Consider the following 25,058-nt stretch of genomic DNA (forward strand, 5'->3'; position numbering starts at 1 on the left):
GTGGGGAAAGCCCCGCACCAGGTCCGTATCAACGGATCACGGTGCGGGGCTTTTTCGCGTTTCAGGGGATTTGGGGTCGGCGTTTTACGGCCCTGAGAGCCCGTGCCCGTACCCCAGTGCATCCGTCGGCCCGGCTGACGGTAGGGTCAGGGGGCATCGTTGGCACATTTCCCACAGGAGGCCCCCGGGTGGAGGTCCAGGAGACTCGCGTTCAGACGGACCGGGTGCTCACCATCCCCAATATTCTCAGCATGGCGCGCCTCGTCGGCGTACCGCTCTTCCTGTGGCTGATTCTCCGCCCCGTCTTTGGCGGGCCGAACAGCGATGGCTGGGCCCTGCTGGTGTTGGCGCTGAGCGGTGTCAGCGACTACTTGGACGGGAAGCTGGCCCGGCGGTGGAACCAGATCAGCAATCTGGGGCGACTGCTCGACCCGGCCGCTGACCGGTTGTACATTCTTTCCACGCTGGTCGGCCTCACCTGGCGGGAGATCCTGCCGATTTGGTTGACCGCTGCCCTTGTGGCCCGTGAGTTGATGCTTCTGGTGATGGTGGGAATCCTTCGCCGGCATGGCTATCCGCCGCCCCAGGTGAACTTCTTGGGTAAGGCCGCGACGTTCAACTTGATGTACGCCTTCCCGCTGCTCCTGCTCAGTGACGGAAGTGGATGGCTTGCCTCCCTTGCGGCGATTTTCGGATGGGCGTTCGCAGGATGGGGTACAACTCTGTATTGGTGGGCAGGGATCCTGTATGTGGTTCAGGTCCGCCGGCTGGTGAAGGCGGACGTAGCGGCCGATTGAGCTCGGCGACCAGCGGGGCCCGGCGGCGAGTCGGCAACCGTGTGTGACGCCAGAGTCCTGCCCGCTCGGGCGAAGTCGGCCAAACCGTCGTCTCTTCGAGGAGGACGTTTCCGACATGAAGGCCGTCGTAATGGCTGGTGGCGAGGGCACACGCCTTCGCCCCATGACCTCGAGCATGCCCAAGCCGCTCCTGCCGGTGGTCAACCGGCCGATCATGGAGCATGTGCTGCGGCTGCTCAAGCGGCATGGGCTCAACGAGACTGTCGTGACCCTGCAGTTTCTGGCGTCTCTCGTCAGGAACTATTTCGGTGACGGGGAAGAGCTCGGTATGGAGCTCACCTATGCCAACGAGGAGAAGCCCCTCGGTACCGCGGGCAGCGTCAAGAATGCCGAGGCAGCCCTCAAGGACGATGCCTTCCTGGTCATCTCGGGTGATGCCCTCACCGACTTCGACCTGACCGACCTCATCAATTTCCACAAGGAGAAGGGCGCACTCGTCACGGTGTGCCTGACCCGTGTACCCAATCCCCTCGAATTCGGCATCACCATTGTCGACGAGGAGGGCAAGGTCGAGCGCTTTCTGGAGAAGCCGACATGGGGTCAGGTTTTCTCCGACACCGTGAATACCGGCATCTACGTGATGGAGCCCGAGGTATTCGACTATGTCGAGGCAGACAAGTCCGTCGACTGGTCCGGTGATGTCTTCCCGCAGCTCATGAAGGAAGGCAAGCCGATCTACGGCTATGTCGCCGAGGGCTACTGGGAGGACGTCGGCACGCACGAGAGCTACGTCAAGGCGCAGGCCGACGTGCTCGAAGGCAAGGTCGACGTGGAGATCGACGGCTTCGAGATCTCCCCCGGTGTGTGGGTCGCGGAAGGCGCGGAGGTGCATCCGGACGCCGTGCTGCGTGGGCCTCTCTATATCGGGGACTACGCGAAGGTCGAAGCGGATGTGGAGATCCGCGAGCACACCGTCGTGGGATCGAACGTGGTCGTCAAGAGCGGCGCGTTCCTGCACAAGGCTGTGGTGCACGACAACGTGTACATCGGTCAGCACAGCAATCTGCGCGGCTGCGTGATCGGCAAGAACACCGACATCATGCGAGCCGCCCGGATCGAGGACGGCGCCGTCATCGGGGACGAATGCCTTGTCGGCGAGGAATCGATCGTCCAGGGGAATGTCAGGGTCTACCCCTTCAAGACCATCGAGGCCGGCGCTTTCGTCAATACCTCGGTGATCTGGGAGTCGCGGGGTCAGGCTCACCTCTTCGGAGCCCGCGGCGTTTCCGGAATCCTCAATGTCGAGATCACACCGGAGCTGGCCGTACGCCTCGCGGGTGCGTACGCGACCACGCTCAAGAAGGGGTCGACCGTCACCACGGCACGCGACCACTCCCGTGGCGCGCGGGCGCTGAAGCGGGCCGTCATCTCGGCGCTGCAGGCCAGTGCCATAGACGTACGGGATCTGGAGAACGTGCCGCTGCCGGTCGCGCGGCAGCAGACCGCTCGGGGCAGCGCAGGCGGGATCATGATCCGTACGTCGCCGGGTGTGCCGGACTCCGTCGACATCATGTTCTTCGACGAGCGGGGCGCCGACCTCTCGCAGGCCGGGCAGCGCAAGCTCGACCGGGTCTACGCGCGCCAGGAGTACCGGCGGGCCTTCCCCGGGGAGATCGGCGATCTGCAGTTCCCCTCCAGCGTCTTCGACTCGTACACCGGGTCCCTGCTGCGCAAGGCCGACACCACCGGCATCGCGGAGGCCGGGCTCAAGGTTGTCGTGGACGCATCCAACGGGAGTGCCGGCCTGGTGCTGCCGAGCCTGCTCGGCCGGCTCAAGGTGGACTCGCTGACCATCAATCCGGGTCTGGACGAGTCGCGGCCCACCGAGTCCGCGGAGAGCCGGCGGGCCGGGCTCGTGCGGCTCGGGGAGATCGTCGCGTCGGCGCGGGCCGCGTTCGGGGTGCGGTTCGACCCGGTCGGCGAGCGGCTCTCGCTGGTGGACGAGCGCGGGCGGATCGTCGAGGACGACCGGGCGCTGCTCGTGATGCTGGACCTGGTCGCCGCCGAGCGGCGCAGCGGGCGGGTGGCTCTGCCGGTCACGACCACCAGGATCGCCGAGCAGGTCGCGGCGTACCACGGCACTCAGGTGGAGTGGACGACCACGTCGCCGGACGATCTGACGAGGGTGGGCCGCGAGGAGTCCACGATCTTCGGCGGTGACGGGCGCGGCGGGTTCATCGTGCCCGAGTTCAGCAGCGTCTTCGACGGAGCTGCCGCGTTCGTGCGGCTCATCGGGCTGGTCGCGCGCACGCAGCTCACGCTGAGCCAGATTGATGCGCGGATACCGCAGGCACATGTCCTGAAGCGGGACATCCAGACGCCGTGGGCGGTCAAGGGCATGGTGATGCGCCGGGTCGTGGAGGCTGCGGGCGGCCGGTTCGTGGACACGACGGACGGTGTGCGGGTGGTCGAGGCCGACGGCCGTTGGGTGATGGTGCTGCCCGATCCGGCCGAGGCCGTCACCCATCTGTGGGCCGAGGGACCGGACGACGTGTCTGCGCAGGCGCTGCTCGACGAATGGGCCGCGGTGGTCGACAGCGCAGGTCACTGACGTCGTAAGGGTGTGCTGGGCTGGGCTGGAACGTGCGGCCCGGCGCACCGGTGGGGCCATTCGGTGGTAGCGGTGCCGACGTGCGACGATGTGCGGCATGCCGCAGCAGCCCCCCGTTCGGAGCACGCCGTCTCCGCCTCCGCGTCTCGACGCGTCGATGTCGCTGCTGACCAATGTCACGGACCACGCGCTGGACGACGGCTATGCGGAGGCGACCGCGCGCCGCAAGGCGGAGGGCGACGCCGGCGTGCCGCGGCCGCTGAAGGCCAAGCTCGGTCTCGCGGCCGGTCTGGTGCTCGCCGCCCTGGTGGTGACGGTCGGAGCCGCGCAGGCCCGCATCACCGCTCCCGTGGTCGCCAAGGAGCGCCAGGAGCTGATCAACAGGGTCGAGTCGGAGACCAAAGCCGCGGACAAGCTGCAGAGCGATGTCGACGGGCTGCGGACCGAGGTCGGGGACCAGCAGCGCAAGGCACTGGAGAAGCACGGCGGCGACCAGGGCGAGCTCGTGGCGCTGCTGTCCGGCGCCACCGAGGTGCACGGTCCGGGTGTGAAACTGGTCGTGGACGACGCCAAGGACACCGCCCAGGGCGACGGCAGCCAGCCGCGCGAGAGCACGACGTTCGCCGACACCGGCCGGGTGCGGGACCGCGACATGCAGCGCGTGGTCAACGGGCTGTGGCAGTCGGGCGCGGAAGCCATCGCCATCAACGGGCAGCGCCTGACATCGTTTTCGGCGATCCGGGCCGCGGGCGACGCCATACTGGTCGACAACAGGCCACTGGTGCCGCCGTACACGGTGCTCGCGGTGGGGGACGGCAAGAAGCTGAGTACCGACTTCCAGGACAGTGCGGACGGTCAGTACCTGCATGTGCTGCAGCAGAACTACGGGATCAGGGCCAGCATTTCGGCCGAGGGCGACGTGCGTCTCCCGGCGGCGCCGAGCCTGACCGTACGCACAGCAAAGCCAATGGCCACGGGCGCCGGCAAGGGCGCGGCCGACACAGGGAAGGGCACATCGTGATCGCCGTACTTGGCCTCGTCGTGGGAGTCGTGGTCGGACTTTTCGTCCGGCCCGAGGTGCCTGCGGTGGTCGAGCCGTATCTGCCGATCGCCGTCGTGGCGGCACTCGACGCGGTCTTCGGCGGGCTCCGTGCCATGCTCGACGGCATCTTTGTCGACAAGGTCTTCGTCGTCTCCTTCCTGTCGAACGTGGTGGTCGCGGCGCTGATCGTCTTCCTCGGCGACAAGCTGGGGGTCGGTGCGCAGCTTTCGACCGGCGTGGTCGTGGTGCTCGGCATCCGGATCTTCTCCAACGCGGCCGCCATCCGACGGCACGTCTTCAGGGCCTGAGGCCGATGAGCGACGTGAAGAACACCGATCAGGGTGACGGCGACGAGGAGAAGCCCGTCGAGACGCCGGACGAACCGGGCGAGGCGAAGGCACAGCTGACGGGGCGCCAACGGCTTGCCGCGAGCCTGTGGCCGCCGCGGGCCAGCCGGGCGCAGCTCATCGTGGCGCTGCTGCTGTTCGTCCTCGGCCTCGGTCTCGCCATCCAGGTCCGCTCGAACAGCGACAACAGCGCGCTGCGTGGCGCCCGCCAGGAGGATCTGGTGCGCATCCTGGATGAACTCGACTCGCGTACGAAGCGTCTTGAGGATGAGAAGCAGCGTCTGGAGGGCCAGCGCACCGAGCTGGAGACCAGCTCGAACCAGGCGGAGGAGGCGCGCAAGCAGACCGTGGAGAAGGAACAGCAGCTCGGCATCCTGGCCGGCACGGTCGCGGCGCAGGGGCCCGGCATCACGTTGACGATCAGCGACCCGAAGGGCGCTGTCGAGTCCGACAAGGTACTTGACACGGTGCAGGAGCTGCGCGCAGCAGGGGCCGAGGCGATTCAGATCAACGACGTCCGCGTGGTGGCCAATACGTACTTCTCGGACGAGACCGGCGGCATCGGTGTCGATGGCAAGAAGGTCGCCGCGCCGTACGTCTTCAAGGTGATCGGCAGGCCGCAGGATCTGGAGCCGGCGCTGAACATCCCTGGTGGAGTCGTGCAGACTCTGGAGAAGGAGCAGGCCACCGCCACAGTGGCCCGCTCGGAGAAGATCGTTGTGAACGCCTTGCGAGCCGCGAAGCGGCCTGACTACGCTCAGTCGTCCCCGCACTGATGACAGTGGGCGTGAGACCTGCCGCACAAGGGCAGGAGGTTGCGGGGGGTCGCCGCTCCGTAACAGTGGTGCGTGGTGGAAACTGTTTGGCGGATACGGACGTTGTGAGAATGTCCGGGTCGGCAGGTGTGTTGATTCTGGGTTCGTCCTGCCCCACGGGCGGGTCTATTTCGGTCAAGGGGAATCGCCCGTGAAGTTGTTTGCGAAGTTGTTCGGCAAGAGCGCACGCCAGGACGGCGGCAGCGCCGCCAGGCACCGTGCTCAGCGCCCCGGAGGGGTGGAGGAGCAGGGCGGCGAGCGTCCGCTGTTCCGCGACGAGGTGGCCGGTTCCGGTGGTGACATTCCGGGCGCGTCGTCTGTTGACCCTGCGGGTGCAGGGCGCATAGGTTTCGGGGAACCGTCAACCTCAAGTACGGGTGGAGGGTTTGACTCCGACCCGTATGCCACCAGTGCCCACGCGGTGCCGCCGCGGCAGGAGGATCCGTCGATGTCGGGCATGCCTGTTTGTACGAGGTGCGGGCACAGCAATGCCGCCGCCAGCCGCTTCTGCTCCAACTGCGGTGCCCCGTTGCGGCCGGGTGTCGTTCCGGAGCGCGCTTCCGAGACCACCTCGACCATCTCGATCTCCGGCCTCGAGGCGTACGACTCCGAGGTGACCGGCCAGACGCAGTTGCCGTCGCTCTCCCCGGAGGCGCAGGCCGCGGTCGACGCCCTGCCGCAGGGCTCGGCGCTCCTGGTGGTGCGCCGCGGGCCGAACTCGGGAAGCCGCTTCCTCCTGGACGGCGAGCTGACCACGGCGGGCCGTCACCCGCAGAGCGACATCTTCCTGGACGACGTGACGGTCTCGCGCCGCCACGTCGAGTTCCGGCGCGGCCCCGACGGCCGCTTCACCGTCTCCGACGTCGGCAGCCTCAACGGCACGTACGTGAACCGCGAGCGGATCGACTCCGTCGACCTGGCCAATGGCGACGAGGTCCAGATCGGGAAGTACCGGCTGGTCTTCTACGCGAGCCAGCGCGCTCTCTGAGACGCGGCCGGGGAACGTTCATGCTGCAGACACCGACGGGCGGTGCCGGATCCGGTACCGCCGCCGCGGGCGGTCGGCTGATGAGTATCGGCGGGGTGCTCAACCAGCTGCGCGACGAATTTCCCGAAGTGACGATCTCGAAGATCCGGTTCCTCGAGTCCGAGGGCCTCGTGGAGCCCCGGCGTACGCCGTCGGGGTACCGCAAGTTCAGTGACGGGGACGTCGAACGTCTCGCCCAGGTGCTGCGCATGCAGCGGGACCACTATCTGCCGCTCAAGGTCATCCGCGAGTACCTGGACGCGCTCAGCCGGGGCGAGAGGCCCTCCGTGCCGGCTCCCGGGGGTCCCCGGGAGCTGCTCGACGGCTTCGGCGGGCCGGGGGCGGACCGGCCCACGGCCGCCCGGGTGGGCCGGGCGGAGCTCATAGCAGCCGCCGAGGTGACCGAGGCGGAGCTGGTCGAATGGGAGTCGTACGGGCTGGTCACGCCCGGGCCCGAGGGCGGATTCGACGCGGAGTCGGTGAATGTGGCGCGACTTGTGGCGGATCTGGGGCGATTCGGCCTCGAACCGCGCCATCTGCGCGCCATGAAGGCCGCCGCCGACCGGGAGGCCGGTCTGGTCGAGCAGGTGGTGGCACCACTGCGGCTGCACCGCAATCCGCAGACCAGGGCCCATGCGGAGGCCACCACGAAGGAGCTCGCGGCGCTGTCCGTGCGGCTCCACGCGGCACTGGTGCAGACCGCCCTGGGTGTCCGGCTTCACTGATCTTGTAGGTGCCCGACTACCCAAACCTGCCGAGCACGTCCTAGGGTTGCTGTGTGAACGAGCTCGACGTCGTGGGTGTCCGGGTGGAAATGCCCTCCAACCAACCGATCGTGCTCCTGCGTGAAGTGGGAGGCGATAGGTACCTCCCCATCTGGATCGGTCCAGGGGAGGCGACCGCGATCGCCTTCGCCCAGCAGGGGATGGCACCGGCGCGGCCGCTGACGCACGACCTTTTCAAGGACGTGCTGGAGGCCGTCGGCCAGGAGCTGACCGAAGTCCGCATCACGGACCTGCGCGAAGGCGTCTTCTACGCGGAGCTGGTCTTTGCCAGTGGTGTGGAGGTGAGCGCCAGGCCGTCCGACGCCATAGCGCTTGCCCTGCGCACCGGAACGCCGATCTACGGCAGTGACGGGGTCCTCGACGACGCGGGGATCGCCATCCCGGACGAGCAGGAGGACGAGGTCGAGAAGTTCCGTGAGTTCCTCGACCAGATCTCGCCCGAGGACTTCGGCACCAACAGCCAGTGAGCACCGGATACGAGTGATCCGGGGGCCGTCCCAGGGGTGCCGTGCGCGGCGCGTACGCCGGGGGAGTTTCGGCGCATTCGAGTAGCCTTTCCCGCAAGAGAGACACGGGAAACCACTCTCAGGGTGATTATCACTCGGCGTGCCGAGTGTGGCGATCGTTGACGCACCCCGAGTGACTGCCTACCGTCGAGTGGGCAGGTCAAGGACGGAGGGTCGGCGTGAGAATGAGCGGCGACGGTACGGCAGGGGGCGCTCCCGGACGAAGTCCGGGGGAGAGCGGGCCGTACCCGCTTCACAGCAGTGCGGCCGACCCGAGTACCGAAACGATCGGATACCGGGGGCCGACCGCGTGCGCGGCGGCGGGGATCACCTATCGACAGCTCGACTACTGGGCCCGCACCGGCCTGGTCGAGCCCAGTGTCCGTCCGGCCTACGGATCGGGCACCCAACGTCTCTACAGCTTCCGGGACGTCGTCGTCCTGAAGATCGTCAAGCGCTTCCTCGACACCGGTGTCGCGCTCCAGAACATCCGCGCCGCGGTCCAGCACCTGCGTGAGCGGGGCTTTTGCGACCTGGAGCGGATGACGCTGATGAGCGACGGGGCCACGGTGTACGAATGCTCGTCCCCGGACGAGGTCGTGAACCTGCTCCAGGGCGGCCAGGGGATCTTCGGAATCGCCGTGGGCGTGGTGTGGCGGGACGTCGAGGCGGCACTCTCGCAACTGCACGGCGAGCGCGTCGACACCGGTGAGACCCTGGTCGGGCACAACCCGGCCGACGAGCTGGCCAGGCGCCGCAACCGCGCGGTCTGAGCGGCCCGGCGGCCGCGTGGGGGCCGATTGTCAGTGGCGTGCGGCAGCATCGGTGATGTGAGAGCCGCGCCGACCATCCTGCATCTGGACATGGATGCCTTCTTCGCCGCCGCAGAGCAGGCGTCGAAGCCCAGCCTGCGCGGAAAACCGGTCATCGTGGGCGGCCTCGGCCCGCGCGGGGTGGTCTCGACGGCGTCGTACGAGGCCAGGCGCTTCGGGGTGCGATCGGCGATGCCGATGGCGCAGGCAAGGCGGCTCTGCCCGAACGCGGCCTATCTGGTGCCGCGCTTCCAGCTGTACCGCACGATCAGCGAGCAGGTGATGGAGCTGCTCGGCCGCCTTTCACCGCTGGTCGAGCCGCTGAGCCTGGACGAGGCCTTCGTGGACCTGGAAGCCGGCGGGGTGGCCTTCGGGTCGGCAGCCGCGCGGGAGGCCGGTGAGCGGCTGCGCAGGGACATCAGGGCGGTCACGGGGCTGAGCGGGTCGGTCGGGCTCGCCGGATCCAAGATGCTGGCCAAGATCGCCTCCGAGCAGGCGAAGCCGGACGGGCTCGTGCTCATAGAACCCGGCACGGAGCAGGGCCTCCTCGCCCCGATGCCGGTGCGCATCCTGCCGGGCGTGGGCCCGGCCACCGGGGAGCATCTGCGGCGAGCCGGGATGACGACCGTGGCCGACCTCGCCGAGGCGGGAGAGGACGAGCTCGTGAGGCTGCTCGGGAAGTCGCACGGGGCGTCGCTCTACCGGATGGCGGCCGGGCACGACGACCGGCCCGTGGTGGCCGAGCGGGACACGAAGTCGGTGTCGGTGGAGGACACCTTCGACGTGGACCTGCACGACCGGGTGCGGATCATGACCGAGGTCGGGCGGCTCGCCGACCGGTGTGTGCAGCGGCTGCGGGCGTCCGGGCACTCGGGACGCACCATCGTGCTCAAGGTCCGTCGCTACGACTTCTCGACGCTGACGCGTTCCGAGACGCTGCGCGGGCCCACGGACGACCCGGGGGTGGTGCGGGAGGCCGCCGGGCGGCTGCTCGACTCCGTGGACACCACAGGCGGCGTACGGCTGCTCGGCGTGGGCGTCAGCGGACTCGCCGACTACACGCAGGAGGACCTGTTCGCGCAGGCGGCGGAGGAGCGGGCCGCGGAGGGACGGGCCTCGGGGGAGCGTGCAGAGGAGGAGCCCGAGGGCGAGGACAGCGCGGTGGCCGCCGCGGAGGCTGAGCCGGTCGAGGACCCGGCTCAGCGGCGGTGGCTGGCCGGGCACGACGTGACGCACGCCGAGTACGGGCCGGGATGGGTGCAGGGCAGCGGCGTCGGGCGGGTCACGGTGCGCTTCGAGACGCCGACGTCGCTGGTGCCGGGGCGGGTGCGGACCTTCAGGGTGGACGACCCCGGCCTGGAGCCGTCGGAGCCACTGCCCCTGGTCGAGACGACGGAGCCGCTGCCTCTGGTCGAGAAGACCGAGATCGAGATCGAGGCCGAGACGGGGATGGGGATCGGGATGAGGACGGACGGGACGGCCGAGAGGCAGGCCCGGGGCGGGACCCCGGCCGGTCAGGAGTCGCCGTTGGCGAGGCGGCCGAAGTCGCGGTCGGAGGGCGGCGGGCCGGGATCGGGGGCCGCGATGTCCAGACCGTAGTGGTGGTAGAGCTGGATCTCCTGCTCCGGGGAGAGATGGCGGCCGACGCCGAAGTCGGGGGCGTCCTTGATCAGGGCGCGCTCGTACGGGACGTGCAGCGCCTCGTCGACCAGGGTGCTCGGTTCGAGAGGGACGAAGGCATCACGGCTGAACAGGCCGGTCCGCACCGCCGCCCACTCCGGTACGCCGGTCGCGTCGTCGAGGTAGACCTCGTCCACCGTTCCGATCTTGCGTCCACTGCGGTCGTACGCCTTGCGGCCGATCAGGCTGCGCGGATCGATATCGGTCTGCACGGTCCCTCCAACTGGTCGCAACCGGTTACAACTGCTCCATAAGCACTACGAAAGTGCACATCGTGGGTGTTGGCCACTTGAGCAGTTGAACAAAGATTCGGGCTCGGACCTCGCTGGTAGGCTGGCAAACGGCTGCTGACCCCGCGCGGGAGAGTCCTCCGAAGTGCTCCTTGAGTGCTCGGCGGGCGCCGAAGGAGCAACTCCTCCCCGGAATCTCTCAGGCCCACGGACCGCACGGACGAGGTCACTCTGGAAAGCAGGACGGGGGATGCGCGGGCACTTCGGCCCGGGCGGAACCTTTCCTCACCGACGGTGAAAACCGGGTCGCCCCCACGCGCCCCGGTGAAGCTCTCAGGTTGAGATGACAGAGGGGGAGGCCGTCCGGGTACCCGCGCCGTGGTGCCCCTCGCAGGTCGTGCGACCAGGAGGCCTCCGTAATGACCGCCAACCGCATTCCGCTCAGCCAGCTGGAGCGTGGCATCCCGTTCGAGCAGCGCCACATCGGGCCCGATGCCGAGGCTCAGGCGAAGATGCTCGCGCAGGTCGGCTACGGCTCGCTCGACGAGCTGACCGCCGCCGCCGTTCCCGACGTCATCAAGAGCGCCGGGGCGCTGGGGCTGCCCGAGGCGCGGACCGAGGCCGAGGTGCTCGCCGAGCTGCGTCAGCTCGCGGACCGCAACCAGGTGCTCGCCCCGATGATCGGCCTCGGCTACTACGGCACCTTCACGCCGCCGGTGATCCTGCGCAACGTCATGGAGAACCCGGCCTGGTACACGGCGTACACGCCCTACCAGCCGGAGATCTCGCAGGGCCGCCTTGAAGCGCTGCTCAACTTCCAGACCATGGTCGCCGAGCTGACCGGCCTGCCGACGTCGGGCGCCTCGCTGCTCGACGAGGGCACCGCCGCCGCCGAGGCGCTCGCCCTTTCGCGGCGTGTGGGCAAGGTCAAGGGCGGGGTCTTCCTCGTCGACGCCGACACCCTGCCGCAGACCGTCGCCGTGATCCAGACGCGCGCCGAGCCGACCGGTGTCGAGGTCGTCGTCGCCGACCTGAGCGAGGGCATCCCGGCCGAGGTCGCCGAGCGCGGCGTCTTCGGCGTGCTGCTCCAGTACCCGGGCGCCTCCGGCCAGGTCCGCGACCTCAAGCCGGTCATCGACGCGGCCCACGAGCTCGGCGCGATCGTCACCGTCGCCGCCGACCTGCTCGCCCTCACCCTGCTCGCCTCGCCCGGCTCGCTCGGCGCGGACATCGCCGTCGGCACCACCCAGCGCTTCGGCGTCCCGATGGGCTTCGGCGGCCCGCACGCCGGCTTCATGGCCGTCCAGGAGAAGTTCGCCCGCTCCCTGCCCGGCCGCCTCGTCGGCGTCTCCGTCGACGCCGACGGCAACAAGGCGTACCGACTGGCCCTGCAGACCCGCGAGCAGCACATCCGCCGGGAGAAGGCCACCAGCAACATCTGCACCGCCCAGGTGCTGCTCGCCGTCATGGCCGGCATGTACGCCGTCTACCACGGCCCGGACGGGCTGAAGCAGATCGCGCAGCGCACCCACCGCTACGCCGTCGTGCTCGCCGAGGGCCTGAAGGCCGCCGGTGTCGACGTCGCCCACGGCGCCTACTTCGACACCCTCACCGTGCGGGTCCCGGGCAAGGCCGCGGCGGCCGTAGCCGCCGCCCGCGAGGGCGGGGTCAACCTGCACCTGGTCGACGCGGACACCGTCACCATCGCCTGCGACGAGACCACCACCCGGGCCCAACTGGCCGCCGTCTGGGCCGCATTCGGGGCCGACGCCGACGTCGAGGCGCTGGATGCCACGGCCGCCGACACCCTGCCGACCGCCCTGCTGCGCGGCGACGACTTCCTGACCCACCCGGTGTTCCACCAGCACCGCTCCGAGACGGCGATGCTGCGCTACCTGCGCAAGCTCGCCGACCGCGACTACGCACTCGACCGCGGCATGATCCCGCTCGGCTCCTGCACCATGAAGCTGAACGCGACCACCGAGATGGAGCCGGTGACCTGGCCCGAGTTCGGCCAGATGCACCCCTTCGCACCGGTCGAGCAGGCCGCCGGCTACCTCACGCTCATCCGTGAGCTGGAGGAGCGGCTCGCCGAGGTCACCGGGTACGACGCGGTGTCCATCCAGCCCAACGCCGGTTCGCAGGGCGAGCTCGCTGGTCTGCTCGCGGTCCGCGCCTACCACCGCGCCAACGGCGACACCCAGCGCACCATCTGCCTCATCCCGTCCTCCGCGCACGGCACCAACGCCGCCAGCGCCGTGATGGCGGGCATGAAGGTCGTCGTCGTCAAGACCGCGGACGACGGCGAGGTCGACGCCGCGGACCTGCGCGCCAAGATCGAGCAGTACCGCGACGAGCTCTCGGTCCTGATGATCACCTACCCGTCCACGCACGGCGTGTTCGAGGAGCACGTCGCCGAGATCTGCGGCCTGGTCCACGAGGCGGGCGGCCAGGTCTACGTCGACGGCGCCAACCTCAACGCCCTGGTCGGGCTCGCCAAGCCGGGCAAGTTCGGCGGCGACGTCTCGCACCTCAACCTGCACAAGACGTTCTGCATCCCGCACGGCGGCGGCGGCCCCGGCGTCGGCCCGGTCGGTGTGCGCGCGCACCTCGCGCCGTACCTGCCGAACCACCCGCTGCAGCCCAGCGCCGGTCCGGAGACGGGCGTCGGCCCGATCTCGGCCGCCCCGTGGGGTTCGGCCGGCATCCTGCCGATCTCGTGGGCGTACGTACGTCTCATGGGCGGCGAGGGCCTCAAGCGCGCGACCCAGGTGGCCGTGCTCGCCGCCAACTACATCGCCAAGCGCCTGGAGCCGCACTACCCGGTGCTTTACACGGGCCCCAACGGACTCGTCGCGCACGAGTGCATCGTGGACCTGCGGCCGCTGTCGAAGGCGACCGGCGTCAGCGTCGACGACATCGCCAAGCGCCTGATCGACTACGGCTTCCACGCGCCGACCATGTCGTTCCCGGTGGCCGGCACGCTGATGATCGAGCCCACCGAGTCCGAGGACCTGGCCGAGATCGACCGGTTCTGCGACACGATGATCGCGATCCGCGGCGAGATCGAGAAGGTCGCGTCCGGCGCCTGGCCGGCCGACGACAACCCGCTCGCCAACGCTCCGCACACCGCGGCCGCGCTCGGCGGCGAGTGGAACCACGCCTACAGCCGTGAGGACGCCGTCTTCCCGGCCGGTGTGTCGGCCGCCGACAAGTACTGGCCGCCGGTCCGCCGCATCGACGGCGCCTTCGGCGACCGCAACCTGGTCTGCTCCTGCCCGCCGCTGGACGAGTACGACAACTGACCGACACATGCGTAAGGGCCGGTTCGGGGGTGTTCCCCGGGCCGGCCCTTGTGTTTCCGTACGGGACGAGTCCGCTGGGGATGCGTCCGTACGAGAGCTGTCCGTACGAGGCCGCGCTAGGCGGCGGTCGCCACCTGCTCGGCCGTGAGCGACCGGTGCGGGGCGATGATCTGCCCGTCCGGCAGCAGCTCACCGGTGTCCTCGAAGAGCAGGACACCGTTGCACAGCAGGCTCCAGCCCTGCTCCGGGTGGTGTGCCACGGGCTTCGCGGCTTCCCGGTCGGCGGAGAAGGCTGTCGGGCAGGCTGGCTGGTGCTGGCACATGGATGCGTTCTTTCGCTGCGTCGTGGTGAGTGTGCTGCGGCTCGATGCTTGGTTGTTCATGGCCGCCCCCCGTAGTAAGTCGGTCGGTCCGATCCCAGTGTTGCCCCACGGGCGTCAATCCGCAGGGATTTCGCGGCAGCGCTTCCTACTGCTTAATGACGTATCACCCGCACGGACGGTTCAGCTCAACTGGCTTGTCTTTTCGGGTGGTTCGCAGTGGCCCGGCCGGACTAGCCCGTCTGGCGGAGGCGGCGCGTACGCAGCATAGACACACCGGTGCCCCGCGGCCACACCGGTCGCGGGGCACTTTTCCGCGCGTCGCCGAAGGCGAGGTCAGACGGGCTGGCCGAGCAGCGGCGCGGGAGCCAGCCGCAGGGTCAGGACCGGCAGCAGTTCGCTGACCCGCAGCGGGCGGTGGGCGCAGATGCCGGGCGGGGCGGGCGCGAGCGGCACCAGCAGGTCGTTGGGCGCGGGCGTGCCCGTGGCGCCGTCGGCGGTGGTGGCGCCGTGCAGCCACAGCGTCAGCATGTACAGCTCGGGGACCGAGAGCAGCCGGGGCTGGTAGTGCGTGGTGAGCAGTTCGGCCTGGTGCAGGGCGCGCGCGGTCGAGGCGATGTAGGGGCCCTCGAAGAAGTGCGAGAAGGCCCAGCCGTCCGGAGTGAGCCGGGTGTCCGCTGCGGCGACCGGGCGGTCGGGGTCGCTGATGAGGAAACGCCAGCCGGCCAGGCGGGTGCGCGGGGTCCGGCCGCCCGGGGTGATTCCGTCCAGGACGTGGAGCGGGAGCGGGAGTTCGGGGGTGAGCGGACCTGGGGCGGAGCGGAGGGCCGGGGTGCGGGCCTCGCGGACGGCGGTGGGGGAACCGAGTGCCGCGAGGACGCTGCGCAGGGCGGGCGCGGGGGCCGGGGGGACATGCAGCGGCATGGTGGGTCGCCTCTCACTTCGGAGACACGGTGATGCGTGGGCGGTGCGGACGGCGCTGTCTGCGGTGCGGGGTCAGAGGGGGGCCGACGATCGATGGCCGGGGCGCCAACTCTCTGCCTCGTTTGCGGAGTTTATACGACACGTGTTCACGCAGTGTTTCGTCTAGCTGTCGTCGATATTGCCCGCAAGTCGGTATCAGGTCCTTCTGCGCGGGCGATTTACCCGGGGAAATGTCGTGTACGAGGCCCCCACCTGGAAAGGTGCCCCGCCGGGGGTCGGCCGAATCTCGTCGGTGTTTTTCACCATTGCCGCGACGGTGGTAACTGCCCGTTGCCGTATGCCCGCTGAATGTGCCGGATGCCGCCGCTTGTGAGACTACTCCTCCGGTGCTGCCCGCGCAGGCGTTATGGATCAGTAAGGCTGGGCATTATCGACCGTGACGCGAGCGGCCGGTGTCGCTGGCTGCCCATTCGAGGAGGGACCCTTCGATGGGGGAGAAGGTCGTGGCAGGCGGATTCGACCTGTCCGATCGGCACCGCTACCGGGACAAGCTACAACAGTGCCTGGAGGGGCTCGGGAGGCTCCTGGCCCAGAAGCGGTTCGACCGCCCCAGGAACATGATGGGGCTGGAGCTGGAACTGAATCTCGCGGGTCGCGACGGTATGCCGCGCATGATGAATGCCGAGGTGCTCGAACGCATCGCGAGCAGGGATTTCCAGACCGAACTCGGAATGTTCAACCTGGAAGTGAACATAGCCCCGCACCGGCTCGGCGGCCGCGTATTCGATCAGCTCGCCGAGGAGTTGAGGACCGGGCTCGGGTATGCCGATCGCAAAGCCGCCGAGGTCGACGCCGGCATCATCATGATCGGAATTCTGCCAACCCTGACCCAGGACGATCTCGTACCCGGGAATCTTTCCGACGTCGACCGCTACGCCCTGCTCAACGATCAAATAGTGGCGGCCCGCGGGGAGGATTTCACCCTCGACATCCAGGGGGTGGAACGGCTCGTCTGCACCTCCGCCTCGATCACCCCCGAAGCGGCCTGCACCTCCGTGCAGTTGCATCTCCAGGTGACGCCCGCACGGTTCGCCGCGGTGTGGAACGCGGCACAGGTGGTCACGGCCGTGCAGATCGTGCTGGGCGCCAACGCGCCCTTCCTGTTCGGGCGGGAGCTGTGGCGCGAGTCGCGGCCGCCGCTCTTCGAGCAGGCCACCGACACCAGACCGGCCGAGCTGCGTGCCCAAGGGGTGCGCCCGCGCACCTGGTTCGGGGAGCGCTGGGTGACGTCCGCGTACGAACTCTTCGAGGAGAACCTGCGTTTCTTCCCGCCGCTCCTTCCCATCTGCGACGAGGAGGAGCCGCTGCGGGTCATCGCGGACGGCGGCGTGCCGCGCCTGAAGGAGCTGATCCTGCACAACGGCACGATCTACCGCTGGAACCGGCCCGTGTACGGGATCGCCGACGGCGTGCCCCACCTGAGGGTGGAGAACCGGGTGCTCCCGGCCGGGCCCACCGTCACCGACGTCCTGGCCAACGCGGCCTTCTACTACGGCCTGGTGCGGGCGCTGGCGGAGGAGTCCCGGCCGGTGTGGACGCGGCTGCCCTTCGAGTCGGCCGCCGCCAACTTCGACACGGCGTGCCGGTACGGCATCGACGCCGAGCTGCTCTGGCCGGTGCCCCGGCGTGGCGGCGGGCTCGCCCGGGTGCCCGCGGTCAAGCTCGTACGCGATGAGCTGCTGCCCCTTGCGGCGGCCGGCCTCGACGCGTGGGGGGTCGAGCCGGCCGACCGGGACCACTACCTCGGCATCATTGAGGAGCGGTGTCGGCGCCGCGTGAACGGGGCGTCCTGGCAGGTCGACACCTATCACCGGGCGCTGGCAGCCGGGCTGGGCCGGGACGCGGCCCTCGCGGCCACCACCCGGCGCTACCGGGAGCTGATGCTCGGGGGCGAGCCGGTGCACACCTGGCCGACCGGCTTTCCCGGCCGGTCGACGGGCTAACCGCGGTGCTGGGCCTGGCCCAGGGCCATGATCGCCTGGAGGATCACGGCCTGGATGTCGGCCGGGTCGTTCACCTGGTACCCGGCGCCGCCGGTCGCCTTCGCGATCTGCTGCACCTCGTCCTTGTCGGCCTCCGGGCCGACCGCGATGGCGATCAGCGGCACCGGCTTCGAGGGATCGGTGAGCTTCTGCAACTGCGTGACGAGGTCGGCCCGCGAGATGCTGCCGGGATCTTCGTTGGCGCCGTCGGTCAGCAGCACCACCGCGTTGAACTTGCCGCTCGCGTACGTGGAAGTCGCCTCCTTGTACGCGGCCAGCGTCGTGTCGAAGAGCCCGGTTGCACCGCCGGGCACCGGCTGCAGCGCGGCGAACGCAGCCGACAGCCTGTCGCGCTGGGTGCGACCGCCAGCCCCGGTGTCGCCGAGCCGGACGGTCGGCACCAGGCGGCGATAGTCGCGTGAGCCGTCGAGGTGCGTTGAGAAGTCCCACAGCCCGATCTCGTCCTCGGGCGTGAACTGTGCAAGCGCCTGGAGCAGCGAGGCCTTGGTGACCTCCATGCGCGAGCGCCCGCCCGAGCCGGGCACCGTGGCCGCCATCGAACCCGAGGCGTCCACCACCGTCGTCAGCCGTGCGCTCTGCACGGTGATCGTCCACATGCCCAGCGTGTCCTGCAGCTCCTGGGCCGACGGCGGGTCGGCGGTGGCGCTCGCGTACGGCTGCGGCGAACGGCCCCCGGCGGCCGAGGCGACCGGGCCGGCGGCGGGCTTGCCCGGCGTACGGAAGCCCTGCCCGGCAAGGACCCGGACGGACTCGGGGTCGCCGAGCAGCGTCAGGAAACGCATCGCGGCCCGGCTCGCATCGGTGCTCATGCCCGTCTCGCGCACCATCGTGTACGGATAGTCGAGCTGGGCGGCGCCGTCCTTGGGGTAGAAGAGCCGCAGTCCCTCACCCGGACCGCGCGAGGCGTTGTAGGCGAAGGCCGCCTGCTCGGACAGGACCACCGCCTGGTTGCGGTGCGCATTGCCGGTCTCGGCGGCCGAGCTGTCGCGGGCGAGGGTGCCCGCCACCTGGCCGTCGCTGTCGGAGACCCGCTGCGAGAGCAGCTTGGCGAGGGCCGCGGTCCGGGTGCTGCCGTCGGGTCCCCGGCCGGCCGCCGACCTGCCGATGCTGCTCAGGGCGAGCAGCCCGGCGGCGCTGTGCGCCGGATCGGCCGCGCCGAGGCGCACCTTGCCGTCCTGGGCGGCCGCCTCGGTCAACTCGGCCCAGGTGTAGGTCTTTTGAGGCCAGCCGAGCGATTTTGCGGCGGCCGGTACCGCGGCGAGGGCGACGGGCGAGTCGGCGACGTGGCCCGCGGTGACGACGGAGGCCGAGCCGCTGGTGTCCTTCGCCCGGTCCACCCACAGCGAGGCGTCGGGAATCCACACCGAGAAGTCGGGTTTGGCGCCCGAAGTGAACGAAGCCGCGACTTGGTAGGAGTCCCGGGCGGTCACCCGGACGTCCATGCACGAGCCGTCCGAAGTGATCTTCTCCTTGCGGGCCCGGTCCGCGACGGTCTTCACGGCGGGGGCCACATCGGGGGAGGCGACCAGATCGAGCCGCACGGCGGAGGCAGCGCAGGAGTGGCTGAAGGTGAGCAGCCCGCGTTGTACGGCGATGGCCGTGCCCCCGGCCACGGCCAGGACGAGAGCGGTCGCGAGGGCGACCGTGCGCCGCCGCGCGGAGCCCCTGCCCTCCCCGGTGCTTCCGGTCGCGGCGTCGTCGGGCAAGCTGTGACGTCCCATGGCGGTGGTGCCCCTCCTTGAATCCTGAACAAGGAAAAAGGGAGACCGCACCATCGCAATGGCGCCTGTCCCCCGGCCTGTCGCGCGCGATCTTCGTAATTTCTTTCGAGACCCTAGCGGGGCGGCGGTGGGGATGGAACGGGATTCGTCAACTGGAGGCAGGTGTGCAGGTGGAGGCCGAGCGCGTGGCTGATTCTCTTCCCGAAGAGGGGACTTCACCGGGGATCCTGCGGTCCGAGACCGGGCTCGTACTCGCGCTCTCGCTCGGCGCGAGCGGAGTGTCGGCGCTGATCAGCTTCATCGGATCGCTCACCAAGCCGGGCGGTCTCAAGCACCAGGCGGCCAATCTCAACACCTCGTACGCCCCCGGGCGGCCGTGGCTCGATCTCGCCTGGCAACTGTTCGGCATCGCGACGGCGCTCGTGCCGGTCGCGCTCGTCGCGCACCTGCTTCTCCGCGAGCGGACCGGTGGCCTGCGGGTGCTCGGCTTCGACCGGACGCGGCCCTGGTCCGACCTCGGCCGGGGCGTACTGATCGCCGCCGGGATCGGCAGCGCGGGGCTCGCGTTCTATCTGGTGGCGCGGGCGGCGGGCGGCAATCTGACCGTCGTCCCCGAGTCGTTGCCCGACGTGTGGTGGAAGTACCCCGTACTCATTCTCTCGGCGCTGCAGAACTCCGTGCTCGAAGAAGTGATCGTCGTCGGGTATCTGCTGCGCAGGCTCGGCCAGTTGGGGTGGACACCGATGGCCGCGCTCGTCGCGAGCTCGGTGCTCCGTGGCTCCTACCACCTCTACCAGGGCATCGGCGGCTTCATCGGCAACATGGTGATGGGCGTGGTCTTCGTCCTGCTCTACCGGCGCTGGCAGCGCGTCGGCCCGCTCGTGGTGGCGCATGCGCTGCTCGACATCGGGGCCTTCGTCGGGTATGCGCTGCTCGCTGGGAAGGTGAGCTGGCTGCCGACGATGTGAGCGGTCGGGAGTGCGAGAAGTAAGGGGCATACGTCTATTGCGTACGCCCCTTACATCGTTTGAGGCGGGCGCCGGGGGCGCGCGTCGATGAGCCGGTGCCCGGGGCGCGTCTTGAGGCGTGTGCCTAGGGCGCGGTCAGCAGCCGGCCGTCGATGACCGTCACCGCACGGCCGGTGAGCAGGGTGCGCTCGCCGCGTACCTCTGTACGGACGAGGCCGGCGCGGGCCGAGGCCTGGAGGCCGGTCAGCTCGGCCCGGCCCAGGCGCCCCGACCAGAACGGCGCGAGCGCGGTGTGGGCGCTGCCCGTGACCGGGTCCTCGTCGATGCCGACGTTGGGGAAGAAACAGCGCGAGATGTAGTCGTACCCGGCGGCGGGGTCCGCGGCCGCGGCCGTCGCGATGATGCCGCGCCGGGAGTGCCGCCCCAGCGTGCGGGCGTCGGGCGCCAGGCCGCGTACGGCCGCCTCGTCGGGCAGCTCCACCAGGAGGTCGCCGATGTCGGCCGAGGTGTCGTGGACCGAGACGACCGGGGCGCCGAGCGCCTCGGCGAGGCCGTCGGGGACGGCTTCCTCCTGGAGGGACGAGGTCGGGAAGTCCAGGGTGATGGTGCCGTCCTCGTCGGCGGTCGCCCTGAGGATGCCGCAGCGCGCGGCGAACCGCACCGTGCCGGTCGCGGCGCCCGTGGAGTGCAGGACGTGTGCGGTGGCCAGCGTGGCGTGGCCGCACATGTCGACCTCGGTGGCCGGGGTGAACCAGCGCAGCGCCCAGTCCGCGTCCCCGCCCGGCGGCAGGGGGTGCGCGAAGGCGGTCTCGGCGTGGTTGACCTCGCGGGCCACGTCCTGGAGCCAGTCGTCAGCCGGGAAGGCGTCGAGCAGCAGGACGCCGGCGGGGTTGCCGGCGAAGGGGCGGTCGGTGAAGGCGTCGACGATTCGAATGCGCATGGCGGCACCGTACGGGAGGGGAAAACACGCAGGCCAAGGCCAATTCGCGGTGGCTGGACCGGTTCTGGGGGCGGCTCTTGTTCGGGAGGGGGTTGTCAAGCGACTGTCACCGATATATCGTTGACGCATCGCGACAGATCAACGATGGAAGGAAGCGAACCATGCGTTCACATGGATACGGACAGCAAGGACCCGGCCATCGCGGTCGGGGCGACTTCGAGGGGCGGCGTTCCGCCTTCGGGCCCTTCGGTCCCGGCTTCGGCGGGGGACCGTGGGGCGGACCGTTCGGTCCCGGCGGCCGTGGCGGCCGGGGAGGTCCCCGGGGCAGGGCGCGGCGCGGTGATGTCCGCGCGTCGATCCTGGCCCTGCTCAAGGACCGGCCGATGCACGGCTACGAGATGATCCAGGAGATCGGCGAGCGCAGTGGCGGGGCCTGGAAGCCCAGCCCGGGCTCGGTCTACCCCACCCTCCAGCTCCTGGAGGACGAGGGCCTGATCACCAGCGAGAGCGAGGGCGGCAAGAAGCTGTTCACGCTCACCGACGCCGGGCGCACGGAGGCCGAATCGGGAGCCGAGGCTCCCTGGGAGGACGCCGGGCGCGGAGTCGACTGGGAGGCCATGCACGAGATCCGGCAGGCCGGCTTCGGCCTGATGGAGGCTTTCGGCCAGGTCTGGAAGACCGGCTCCGCCGACCAGCGCCAGAAGGCCCTCGCCGTCATCAACGACGCCCGTAAGAAGCTCTATCTGATCCTTGCCGACGAGGACTGAACCTCGCGCAGAGCAACGCCAGGCGCCCCCTCGGTGAATTCGAGGGGGCGCTGCGGCATGTGGTCGGCGGATGGGGTCGCGAGGGGGCCGGGCGATGCCGGCGGCCGGGCTTTCCGGTCGGCGGCATCGCCTTGAGCCGTCGCCCCGGCATTCATGGGTGACGCTTCCTCGATATGGCCGTTATGTCGGGTATGAACATTCGAAGCTCTGTCCAGGTCCTCGGCGTCCTCGCCGCGGCCGCGCTGCTGGCGACGTCCGCCGCCTCCGCGCAGGCCGACCCCGGACCCGAGTACACCAAGGTCGCCCGAGTGGGGGGCGTCTGGGACGCCGACTCCGGCCGCTGCGTCGAAGGCCCCCGGTACCTGACGAAGGAAGAGGCGGCGGAACTGGGCCGGGAGATGGCCTACGTCGCCTACACCTCGGCCGACATTCCCAACACTCCGGGAGGGGGCGGGTGCCTGCTGGGCGACTCCCGGTGACATCGGTGCCGGGTGAATCCGGGAGGGCATCGCGGCACGTAGCCGCCTGAGCGGACCGGAAGTGACCTGATCGGCGCTCGGCCGGGTTTTCCCGGCCGAGCGTTCCGCGTGGTCGGCCGCGGGGCGTTCGCCCGCTCAGGCGCACAGCCCCCCGAGCTTGCGCAGTGACTCGTTCAGGGCGGCCGTCGCCGAGTCCTTGAGCTTGCCTGCCATGAGTGAGACCGCGGCGCCCGTGAACTCGCCGTCGATGCGGACCGTGGTGGCCGCGCCGTCGGGGACGACCGTGTAGCGGTTGGCGACGTTCACGCCCATCGGGCCCTTGCCCCGGATGCCGAACACCCGGCCGGCCTCGAACTCGTCCACCGTCCATGCCACTTCGGCGGGGAAGCCCATGAGCTTCATGTTCTCCGCGTAGGTCGCGCCCAGCTCCAGCTTCTCGGGGCCGCCCGAGGGGAAGCTGGTGTGCGTGGCGTTCCACTCGCCGTACGAGGAGAAGTCGGTGAGCTGTGCCCAGACCTTCTCGGCCGGAGCCTCGATACGTGCCTCCGCGCTGACCTCGGCCATGCGACCACTCCTTCGTGGGACTGTGACGGGGACGTGCGCGGAACGTAGCGGGAGGCGGTCGAACATTCAATACTGATGAACCGTCAGATTGCCGCGGTCCCGATGCCCTGCGCCAGGAGGCTGTCCCGTACCCCGCCCCGCGCGCCGCGCTCAGATCCTCTGGGTCTCCAGCGCCCAGATCTGCGCGGAGTCGAACAGGTCCGAGGCGCGCGGGCGCGCGGACTCGTCGTGGCAGTGGAAGGCGGCCCAGAACAGATCGCCCGGCAGCGCCTCGCGCGGCGCGTACACCCGGTACACGTACTGCAGTCCGTTCTGGGCCAGGAGGGCGACCATCCAGCACATCGGCGCTCCCTCGGCGGGCGGTGGGGACGGCTGTGTCATGCGGGAAGGACGAGTCCGGGCGGCGGCGTGGTTGCGCCGGGGGCGCGGGGCAGTACGCCACGCGCCGGAGGGTTGCCCTCGTGGGGGAGATTTCCGAGATCTCATCCGTAAGGAGGAGAACCCGGTCATCCGTGCCCAACTTTCGCGGGAGGACGAATGCTCCTCCTCGGGGATGTTCTCCGTGCCGTCGGCTGATGAGGTTGAGGGGTGCACCGTCCTGCCCCAGAGGCCCCTCACCAGGTCCCGTCCCCCGCAGACATCGAAGCCCGACTCACCGCGGAGCTGGCCTCGGTGGTCGCGGGCGCCCGCAGGCGTGCTCTGCGCGACGGGGACCGGCAGCTGGACACCGCACATCTGCTGCACTCGCTGATGGAGAGCGACCCCGAGGTGCGGGCCGCGTTCGAGGACGGACCACAGGTGGCGCGCGTGCTCGGGTACCTGGTGCAGCGCAGCATCGGGTACGGGCTGCGCTGGCAGGGATCCGTCGAGGACTCGGGGGCGGTGCCGCTGATGACGCAGCCCGGCTGGTCGCCCAGCGCCCTGGCGGCGATGGAGTACGCGCTGCGCCGGGCCGCCGCGCGCGGCGGTGACCAGGTCACTGGGCGGGACCTGCTGGCCGCGCTCGCCGCCGACCCGGAGTGCCGGGCCGTCCAGGTCTTCCAGCACGCGGGAGTGGACGCGGCCGCGCTGGCCGACGGCTTGGGAGAGCCGTCCGACCGGGGGCCGGCCGACCGCGTGGGAGAGCCCTCCCGGCGGGGCTGAAAGCCCCCTTGGCCGGGTGGCCGGCCAAGCCGCGCGGCAGGCCCGAAGGCCCCCGTACCGTGCCGAGCCGAGGCCCTGCCGGCGGGCCGGAATGCGCTCCCCGTCTCGACAGGTGTCACGCGGATGACGGTCCTGACCCGGGCTGCCATGATGTGCCGATGCACGCGTCTCAGGGAAGAAGCGTCGGCCTGGGACTCGCCCTGGTGTCGGCCTTCGCATTCGGTGGTTCAGGTGTGGCGGCCAAGCCGCTCATCGAGGCAGGGCTCGACCCGCTGCACGTGGTGTGGCTGCGGGTGACCGGGGCCGCGCTCGTCATGCTCCCGGTGGCCTGGCGCCACCGCCGCCTGGTGCTGCGCAAACCCGCGCTGCTCGCCGGGTTCGGGCTGCTTGCCGTCGCCGGCGTCCAGGCCTGCTACTTCGCCTCCATATCGCGCATACCCGTCGGCGTCGCCCTCCTCGTCGAATACCTGGCGCCCGCGCTCGTCCTCGGCTGGGTCCGGTTCGTGCAGCGCAGGCCAGTGAGCCGTGCCGCCGCGCTCGGTGTGGTGCTCGCCGTCGGCGGGCTCGCCTGTGTCGTCGAGGTCTGGTCCGGGCTGAGCTTCGACGCGGTCGGACTGCTGCTGGCGCTCGGCGCGGCCTGCTGCCAGGTCGGCTACTTCGTCCTGTCCGACCAGGGCGGCGAGGGCGATGACGCCGCCGACCCGCTCGGTGTCATCGCCTACGGGCTGCTCATCGGCGCGCTCGTCCTGACCGTCGTGGCCAGGCCCTGGGACATGAAGTGGTCGGTGCTCGGCGGCAGCGCCGACATGAACGGCTCCCAGGTGCCCGCCGTGCTGCTGCTCTGCTGGATCGTGCTGATCGCGACCGTCGTCGCGTACGTCACCGGGGTCATCTCGGTGCGCAAGCTCTCGCCGCAGGTGGCCGGCGTGGTCGCCTGCCTGGAGGCCGTGCTCGCGACCGTCTTCGCCTGGGTGCTGCTCGGCGAGCACCTCTCCGCGCCGCAGATCATCGGCGGCGCGGTGGTCCTGACCGGCGCGTTCATCGCCCAGTCCTCCGCCCCCAGAGCCGCCTCGGGGCCGGTCGCCTCAGGCGGTCCCGCGCCCGCCGAAGGGGAGTTGTCGGCCGGGCAGTCAGCCGCCTAGGGTGACGCTCATGCATGCGACCGTACTGCCGCCTCCCGCCGCGTAACGCGGGCGGCCGCACTCCTGACGA

General features: G+C 70.0%; 24 protein-coding genes and 1 riboswitch. Of the genes, 17 read left to right on the forward strand and 7 right to left on the reverse strand.

What is annotated here, in order from left to right; all coding sequences use genetic code 11:
- The first annotated feature begins 188 nt into the window (after positions 1 to 188).
- From clsA to ABD346_RS07885, 10 genes are all read left to right on the forward strand, one after another.
- A complete protein-coding gene (gene clsA, locus ABD346_RS07840; protein WP_189960694.1) occupies positions 189 to 797 on the forward strand; it encodes a cardiolipin synthase ClsA in 609 nt (202 codons plus the stop codon).
- Between the two features lie 115 nt (positions 798 to 912).
- Entirely contained in the window at positions 913 to 3,408 is a 2,496-nt protein-coding gene (locus tag ABD346_RS07845) for a sugar phosphate nucleotidyltransferase (RefSeq protein ID WP_344373336.1), read from the forward strand.
- Positions 3,409 to 3,496: 88 nt separating this feature from the next.
- The gene (locus ABD346_RS07850; protein WP_344373337.1) at positions 3,497 to 4,429 is read left to right on the forward strand and encodes a DUF881 domain-containing protein; all 933 of its coding nucleotides are present in this window, start codon (positions 3,497 to 3,499) and stop codon (positions 4,427 to 4,429) included.
- A complete protein-coding gene (locus ABD346_RS07855; protein ID WP_031069011.1) occupies positions 4,426 to 4,758 on the forward strand; it encodes a small basic family protein in 333 nt (110 codons plus the stop codon). The genes ABD346_RS07850 and ABD346_RS07855 overlap by 4 nt, the downstream gene beginning before the upstream one ends.
- A 5-nt stretch (positions 4,759 to 4,763) precedes the next feature.
- Positions 4,764 to 5,573 carry a DUF881 domain-containing protein gene (locus tag ABD346_RS07860; RefSeq protein ID WP_344373338.1) on the forward strand — a complete coding sequence of 270 codons (810 nt, stop codon included), beginning with the start codon at positions 4,764 to 4,766 and terminating at the stop codon, positions 5,571 to 5,573.
- Positions 5,574 to 5,655: 82 nt separating this feature from the next.
- Complete coding sequence (locus ABD346_RS07865) at positions 5,656 to 6,600, forward strand: double zinc ribbon and FHA domain-containing protein (RefSeq protein ID WP_344374424.1); 945 nt, start codon at positions 5,656 to 5,658, stop codon at positions 6,598 to 6,600.
- A gap of 20 nt (positions 6,601 to 6,620) precedes the next feature.
- Positions 6,621 to 7,364, forward strand: a complete 744-nt coding sequence (gene ftsR / locus ABD346_RS07870) for a transcriptional regulator FtsR (RefSeq protein WP_344373339.1) — start codon at positions 6,621 to 6,623, stop codon at positions 7,362 to 7,364.
- 53 nt (positions 7,365 to 7,417) lie between these two features.
- The gene (locus tag ABD346_RS07875; RefSeq protein WP_006123076.1) at positions 7,418 to 7,891 is read left to right on the forward strand and encodes a bifunctional nuclease family protein; all 474 of its coding nucleotides are present in this window, start codon (positions 7,418 to 7,420) and stop codon (positions 7,889 to 7,891) included.
- Positions 7,892 to 8,115: 224 nt separating this feature from the next.
- On the forward strand, positions 8,116 to 8,703 hold the full coding sequence (locus tag ABD346_RS07880) for a MerR family transcriptional regulator (RefSeq protein ID WP_344374425.1): 588 nt from the start codon (positions 8,116 to 8,118) through the stop codon (positions 8,701 to 8,703).
- A 57-nt stretch (positions 8,704 to 8,760) separates the two neighbouring features.
- Complete coding sequence (locus tag ABD346_RS07885; protein ID WP_344373340.1) at positions 8,761 to 10,341, forward strand: DNA polymerase IV; 1,581 nt, start codon at positions 8,761 to 8,763, stop codon at positions 10,339 to 10,341.
- On the opposite strand, the gene ABD346_RS07890 is transcribed toward ABD346_RS07885, so the two are convergent.
- Complete coding sequence (locus tag ABD346_RS07890; protein ID WP_189960687.1) at positions 10,257 to 10,634, reverse strand: PRC-barrel domain-containing protein; 378 nt, start codon at positions 10,632 to 10,634, stop codon at positions 10,257 to 10,259. The two genes, ABD346_RS07885 and ABD346_RS07890, sit on opposite strands and share 85 nt — an antisense overlap.
- 136 nt (positions 10,635 to 10,770) lie before the next feature.
- A riboswitch (glycine riboswitch) is annotated at positions 10,771 to 10,877 on the forward strand.
- 194 nt (positions 10,878 to 11,071) lie between these two features.
- Here ABD346_RS07890 and gcvP point away from each other — a divergent pair.
- The gene (gene gcvP / locus ABD346_RS07895) at positions 11,072 to 13,957 is read left to right on the forward strand and encodes an aminomethyl-transferring glycine dehydrogenase (RefSeq protein WP_344373341.1); all 2,886 of its coding nucleotides are present in this window, start codon (positions 11,072 to 11,074) and stop codon (positions 13,955 to 13,957) included.
- Between the two features lie 116 nt (positions 13,958 to 14,073).
- Here the strand turns inward: gcvP and ABD346_RS07900 are convergent, their stop codons facing one another.
- Positions 14,074 to 14,280, reverse strand: a complete 207-nt coding sequence (locus ABD346_RS07900; RefSeq protein WP_053729707.1) for a DUF5999 family protein — start codon at positions 14,278 to 14,280, stop codon at positions 14,074 to 14,076.
- Positions 14,281 to 14,613: 333 nt separating this feature from the next.
- Positions 14,614 to 15,201: a hypothetical protein gene (locus ABD346_RS07905; protein WP_344373342.1), complete on the reverse strand. Its 588-nt coding sequence runs from the start codon at positions 15,199 to 15,201 to the stop codon at positions 14,614 to 14,616.
- Positions 15,202 to 15,689: 488 nt separating this feature from the next.
- On the opposite strand from ABD346_RS07905, the gene ABD346_RS07910 reads away from it, so the two are divergent.
- The gene (locus tag ABD346_RS07910) at positions 15,690 to 17,204 is read left to right on the forward strand and encodes a glutamate-cysteine ligase family protein (protein WP_344373343.1); all 1,515 of its coding nucleotides are present in this window, start codon (positions 15,690 to 15,692) and stop codon (positions 17,202 to 17,204) included.
- On the opposite strand, the gene ABD346_RS07915 is transcribed toward ABD346_RS07910, so the two are convergent.
- Positions 17,201 to 18,985, reverse strand: coding sequence for a VWA domain-containing protein (locus tag ABD346_RS07915; protein WP_344373344.1), 1,785 nt, complete (start codon positions 18,983 to 18,985; stop codon positions 17,201 to 17,203). The genes ABD346_RS07910 and ABD346_RS07915 overlap by 4 nt on opposite strands.
- Before the next feature lie 185 nt (positions 18,986 to 19,170).
- Between ABD346_RS07915 and ABD346_RS07920 the strand changes: the two genes are divergently transcribed.
- A complete protein-coding gene (locus ABD346_RS07920; protein ID WP_344373345.1) occupies positions 19,171 to 19,953 on the forward strand; it encodes a CPBP family intramembrane glutamic endopeptidase in 783 nt (260 codons plus the stop codon).
- A gap of 124 nt (positions 19,954 to 20,077) precedes the next feature.
- Here ABD346_RS07920 and ABD346_RS07925 read toward each other — a convergent pair whose 3' ends face one another.
- Positions 20,078 to 20,893, reverse strand: coding sequence for a PhzF family phenazine biosynthesis protein (locus ABD346_RS07925; protein WP_344373346.1), 816 nt, complete (start codon positions 20,891 to 20,893; stop codon positions 20,078 to 20,080).
- Between the two features lie 161 nt (positions 20,894 to 21,054).
- Here ABD346_RS07925 and ABD346_RS07930 point away from each other — a divergent pair, with 161 nt between their 5' ends.
- Together ABD346_RS07930 and ABD346_RS07935 are read left to right on the forward strand one after the other, a co-directional pair.
- Positions 21,055 to 21,660, forward strand: a complete 606-nt coding sequence (locus tag ABD346_RS07930; RefSeq protein ID WP_344373347.1) for a PadR family transcriptional regulator — start codon at positions 21,055 to 21,057, stop codon at positions 21,658 to 21,660.
- A 191-nt stretch (positions 21,661 to 21,851) separates the two neighbouring features.
- Positions 21,852 to 22,139 carry a hypothetical protein gene (locus ABD346_RS07935; RefSeq protein WP_344373348.1) on the forward strand — a complete coding sequence of 96 codons (288 nt, stop codon included), beginning with the start codon at positions 21,852 to 21,854 and terminating at the stop codon, positions 22,137 to 22,139.
- A 135-nt stretch (positions 22,140 to 22,274) separates the two neighbouring features.
- Here the strand turns inward: ABD346_RS07935 and ABD346_RS07940 are convergent, their stop codons facing one another.
- Both ABD346_RS07940 and ABD346_RS07945 read right to left on the reverse strand, forming a co-directional pair.
- Positions 22,275 to 22,703 carry a type II toxin-antitoxin system Rv0910 family toxin gene (locus ABD346_RS07940; protein WP_344373349.1) on the reverse strand — a complete coding sequence of 143 codons (429 nt, stop codon included), beginning with the start codon at positions 22,701 to 22,703 and terminating at the stop codon, positions 22,275 to 22,277.
- A 150-nt stretch (positions 22,704 to 22,853) separates the two neighbouring features.
- Positions 22,854 to 23,045 carry a hypothetical protein gene (locus ABD346_RS07945; RefSeq protein ID WP_344374426.1) on the reverse strand — a complete coding sequence of 64 codons (192 nt, stop codon included), beginning with the start codon at positions 23,043 to 23,045 and terminating at the stop codon, positions 22,854 to 22,856.
- A gap of 246 nt (positions 23,046 to 23,291) precedes the next feature.
- On the opposite strand from ABD346_RS07945, the gene ABD346_RS07950 reads away from it, so the two are divergent.
- Both ABD346_RS07950 and ABD346_RS07955 read left to right on the forward strand, forming a co-directional pair.
- Positions 23,292 to 23,846, forward strand: coding sequence for a Clp protease N-terminal domain-containing protein (locus ABD346_RS07950; RefSeq protein ID WP_344373350.1), 555 nt, complete (start codon positions 23,292 to 23,294; stop codon positions 23,844 to 23,846).
- 158 nt (positions 23,847 to 24,004) lie between these two features.
- Positions 24,005 to 24,988 (forward strand): EamA family transporter, encoded by a 984-nt coding sequence (locus ABD346_RS07955; RefSeq protein WP_189960676.1) that lies wholly within the window; start codon positions 24,005 to 24,007, stop codon positions 24,986 to 24,988.
- The last annotated feature ends 70 nt before the right edge of the window (positions 24,989 to 25,058 follow it).

Source organism: Streptomyces mauvecolor (genome assembly GCF_039532965.1).
Taxonomy (GTDB): Bacteria; Actinomycetota; Actinomycetes; order Streptomycetales; family Streptomycetaceae; genus Streptomyces; species Streptomyces violascens.

Bases quoted from the DNA above. Each gene is read 5' to 3' on its own strand.
- ftsR (WP_344373339.1), top strand. From the start codon at position 6,621: ATGCTGCAGACACCGACGGGCGGTGCCGGATCCGGTACCGCCGCCGCG.
- ABD346_RS07845 (WP_344373336.1), top strand. From the start codon at position 913: ATGAAGGCCGTCGTAATGGCTGGTGGCGAGGGCACACGCCTTCGCCCC.
- ABD346_RS07905 (WP_344373342.1), bottom strand. From the start codon at position 15,201: ATGCCGCTGCATGTCCCCCCGGCCCCCGCGCCCGCCCTGCGCAGCGTC.
- ABD346_RS07925 (WP_344373346.1), bottom strand. From the start codon at position 20,893: ATGCGCATTCGAATCGTCGACGCCTTCACCGACCGCCCCTTCGCCGGC.
- ABD346_RS07910 (WP_344373343.1), top strand. From the start codon at position 15,690: ATGGGGGAGAAGGTCGTGGCAGGCGGATTCGACCTGTCCGATCGGCAC.
- ABD346_RS07930 (WP_344373347.1), top strand. From the start codon at position 21,055: ATGCGTTCACATGGATACGGACAGCAAGGACCCGGCCATCGCGGTCGG.
- ABD346_RS07880 (WP_344374425.1), top strand. From the start codon at position 8,116: ATGAGCGGCGACGGTACGGCAGGGGGCGCTCCCGGACGAAGTCCGGGG.
- ABD346_RS07860 (WP_344373338.1), top strand. From the start codon at position 4,764: ATGAGCGACGTGAAGAACACCGATCAGGGTGACGGCGACGAGGAGAAG.
- ABD346_RS07955 (WP_189960676.1), top strand. From the start codon at position 24,005: ATGCACGCGTCTCAGGGAAGAAGCGTCGGCCTGGGACTCGCCCTGGTG.
- ABD346_RS07915 (WP_344373344.1), bottom strand. From the start codon at position 18,985: ATGGGACGTCACAGCTTGCCCGACGACGCCGCGACCGGAAGCACCGGG.
- ABD346_RS07900 (WP_053729707.1), bottom strand. From the start codon at position 14,280: ATGTGCCAGCACCAGCCAGCCTGCCCGACAGCCTTCTCCGCCGACCGG.
- ABD346_RS07935 (WP_344373348.1), top strand. From the start codon at position 21,852: ATGAACATTCGAAGCTCTGTCCAGGTCCTCGGCGTCCTCGCCGCGGCC.
- ABD346_RS07850 (WP_344373337.1), top strand. From the start codon at position 3,497: ATGTGCGGCATGCCGCAGCAGCCCCCCGTTCGGAGCACGCCGTCTCCG.
- ABD346_RS07940 (WP_344373349.1), bottom strand. From the start codon at position 22,703: ATGGCCGAGGTCAGCGCGGAGGCACGTATCGAGGCTCCGGCCGAGAAG.
- gcvP (WP_344373341.1), top strand. From the start codon at position 11,072: ATGACCGCCAACCGCATTCCGCTCAGCCAGCTGGAGCGTGGCATCCCG.
- ABD346_RS07945 (WP_344374426.1), bottom strand. From the start codon at position 23,045: ATGTGCTGGATGGTCGCCCTCCTGGCCCAGAACGGACTGCAGTACGTG.